The organism is Yersinia sp. 1252 StPb PI (assembly GCF_048593885.1).
Taxonomy (GTDB): domain Bacteria; phylum Pseudomonadota; class Gammaproteobacteria; order Enterobacterales; family Enterobacteriaceae; genus Yersinia; species Yersinia enterocolitica_E.
In genome coordinates this window covers 1-3,157 of the sequence record NZ_JAZGQE010000296.1, presented here as the reverse complement: position 1 = coordinate 3,157, position 3,157 = coordinate 1, and the positions used below count along the sequence as shown (strand labels likewise).

Genomic DNA, 3,157 nt, shown 5'->3' with positions numbered 1-3,157 from the left:
AATAAACTTAGTAGCTAAATGTAAGCATCATATGCTTTTTGTAATAATCCAATTCTGGCCATCAAAACTATGTATTTGAAACTCCACTTCGAACACATCAGATAAAATATCTGCCTCCATTACCTGTTTAGCCCCACCCTGTGCAAGCACGTCCCCTTTAGACATTAACCAAACCTGATCAGCCTGTTGCAAGGTATGGTTAAGGTCATGAGCACTAATGATAGCACTGCGCCCAGCCGCACAAAACTCAGCAAGCAGACTATCAAGTGCCACTTTTTGCGCCACATCAAGCCCGGTATAGGGTTCATCAAGTAATAGCAGCTTGCTGTCAGCGTTGATATCCGGCCAAACTTGCAAGAATACCGCCGCGAGCCGAACACGCTGCCACTCGCCGCCTGAAAGTTGCGATAACATTCTTGGCAATTTATCGGTTAATCGTAATTTTTTACAGAGATAACCAATCGTTGCCGCTACAGCATCCAAAGCGGCACCGGCTGGCTGATACAGAGCCAGATATTGGAAAACCGGCATTAGAGTCAGAGCCGATTGCTGTTGACTTAGATAGGCTCGTGAACGGGCCAAGTCGTGCCCTGCATAGATGGGCAGTGGTTGCCCGGCCAGTAAAATATCACCACGAGCAGGCAACAAGCCTGCCAGAGCGGCCAACAGAGTACTTTTCCCGGCACCATTTGGACCTATCAAATGAATTTGCAACCCAGCAGCCACCTGGGCAGAAAAAGGCGCAAGGCGGGTTTCGACATGGACATTGCTGAGTTGCAAAAGCATCAAAATAAACCTGTTGTCGGTAAATTATTTGGTGGCTAACGCTTGAGTAATTGCACTGATTAGAATCGAATCTTCTGGTGCCATATCGGGAGCAAAACGCTCAAGGACTTCGCCCTCACGACTAACCAGGAATTTCTCAAAATTCCACAGAATATCACCCGGTTGCTTTGGCTCACGCCCCTTACTGGCTAACCGTTGATAAAATTCGCTCCCTTCCGGTTTTATTGCGACAGGCTTAGCCGCAATCAATTGCTGGTACAAAGGGTGCCGTTGCGGGCCATTAACCTCAATTTTACTAAACATCGGAAATTCAACCCCAAATGTGCCACGGCAGAAAGCTTGGATCTCTTCATCACTGCCAGGCTCCTGCCCCGCAAATTCATTACTCGGAAAACCTAAGACTTCAAAACCTTGCTGATGATATGTTTTATAGAGGTTTTCACGCCCTTCATACTGCTTAGTCAGACCACACTGAGAAGCCACATTAACCACCAACAGCACTGAGCCTTTATACTTTTCCAGCAGAATAGATTCACTTTCAATGGTTTTAACAGGAATGGAATAAATTGGATTACTCATCAGGAAGGATCCTTATTCAGCGATGATATACAGATGAACTTACAAGAGTATCAATAGGTGTAAGGCCGATCACTTTACACTTTTCACTCGTGTCAGCAACCAGATAAATAATGGCGAACCCAACGTTGCGGTCACCACACCAATGGGCAGCTCAGCCGAAAATAGAGCGATACGTGCGATAACATCCGCAAACAACAGTATTCCAGCGCCAGCTAGTGCACATCCGCTTAGCAGATGGCGTTGGTCAGTTAAACCGGTCAATCGCAAGATATGGGGAATAACCAGGCCAATAAAGCTGATAACACCAGCCAGAGCAACACTAATACCTACCAGCAATCCTATAGCCAGTACTAATAAATTCCGCCATAAATGGAGTGGGATCCCCAACTGCCTGGCTTGCTGCTCACCCAATGACATAAAATTGAGCACTCGCCCCTGGCAACAAAGCCATACCACGATCGGCACCAATGCTACGACCAATCCCTGCTGTCGCCAATCTATGCCGCTGAATCCCCCCATCATCCAATACATCAACTGGCGTAAATCCAAGCTGGTACTGAAATAAACAGCCCATGTCATCACCGCGCTGCAAACGATCCCCAATGCAACACCAACCAGTAACAGACGAGCGTTAGTCAACAAACGCCGGCGAGCGAAACCTAACAGCAGCACCGTCATAAGTAAGGCTCCAGCAATAGCACAGCCACTTAAAAACCAGATCGGTAATAACCCGTGCCCTAACAAGACCGCCATAACTAATGCAACACCTGCACCATTCGCCACCCCCAACAGACCGGGTTCGGCTAATGGATTTTCAAACAATGCCTGCATTACAGCACCCGCAACAGCAAGACTTGCACCAACCATCATTACGGCTAAGGCTCGGGGCAAGCGCAACTGCCAGACGAATAATTGCCCGCTTTCACCGAACCACTGAGTGGGCCAAATCCACGCATCTCCAGCACACAAGCTGACTACCAGCGCAAAAAAAAGTATCACCACCAATCCCTTGAGGTAACGGTGATCACGTTGTTGTTGCCGCTGTTGAAGCGCAGTAAATAACTGACTGGTCTGCATTACATCCTCGGTCGCTGCCTCAGGATTAACCTGAAGATGTCTCATAAATATTAGGGGCTGATACCCATAGCTAGGCTACAGATAGTAGGGGGTTAACGCGATAAGGGGAAGTTTTGCATGAAGAATAAGACTTTTTTATGGCTGAGAACGCAAACTCTGTCGATGATTTTAGCGACAAAGCCTGCATTCATCGGTTACTTACTGTCAACGATGGCCCTTATTTTGCGATGGGTAGAGTGGCTGACCATCATGATTATCGTTATTATTTGGCCCACCTTGCTTAGCACCACTACCCTGTCGGCTATTATTCACTGGCTGGCCGCGCCCATTATTCTCACTGCCATTATTGTGCTGTGGCGAATTACCGTAATCGCTGCGTTCATTATGGCGTTGACTACCTTGCTGCCCACGGAACGGGTTATGGCCATCCTGCGGTTGTGGATGTTGCCAACGCCCCCCGTCCCAATAATAGCCACGGTCATTGCGATCACCAATATGGCCACCACGATGTTCATGCCACCACTGTGGCGGACGCCAATCATAACCATCCCAGTAATAGCCACGGTTGTCCTGATCACCTAGATGTAAGCTGACTCCGGGTATATTGATGTCAAGTGATACGTCTGCCTGTGCAAACGATGGCATTAATGCCAACACCCCAAGTAATAGCAGATATCTTTTCATATACATCCGAATATATTATTTAACAGTTATT

General features: G+C 47.5%; 4 protein-coding genes. All 4 read right to left on the bottom strand.

Going from position 1 to position 3,157, the window contains the following annotated elements:
• Positions 1 to 27: 27 nt before the first annotated feature.
• The 4 genes from btuD to V2A85_RS22805 all read right to left on the bottom strand — a co-directional run bounded on the left by btuD (position 28) and on the right by V2A85_RS22805 (position 3,126).
• Positions 28 to 786, bottom strand: coding sequence for a vitamin B12 ABC transporter ATP-binding protein BtuD (gene btuD / locus V2A85_RS22820; protein WP_193784652.1), 759 nt, complete (start codon positions 784 to 786; stop codon positions 28 to 30).
• 24 nt (positions 787 to 810) lie between these two features.
• The gene (locus tag V2A85_RS22815; RefSeq protein WP_420072449.1) at positions 811 to 1,365 is read right to left on the bottom strand and encodes a glutathione peroxidase; all 555 of its coding nucleotides are present in this window, start codon (positions 1,363 to 1,365) and stop codon (positions 811 to 813) included.
• 69 nt (positions 1,366 to 1,434) lie between these two features.
• Positions 1,435 to 2,442, bottom strand: coding sequence for a vitamin B12 ABC transporter permease BtuC (gene btuC, locus V2A85_RS22810; protein WP_083158699.1), 1,008 nt, complete (start codon positions 2,440 to 2,442; stop codon positions 1,435 to 1,437).
• A gap of 204 nt (positions 2,443 to 2,646) precedes the next feature.
• Positions 2,647 to 3,126 carry a DUF2502 domain-containing protein gene (locus V2A85_RS22805; RefSeq protein WP_372559144.1) on the bottom strand — a complete coding sequence of 160 codons (480 nt, stop codon included), beginning with the start codon at positions 3,124 to 3,126 and terminating at the stop codon, positions 2,647 to 2,649.
• Positions 3,127 to 3,157: the final 31 nt, after the last annotated feature.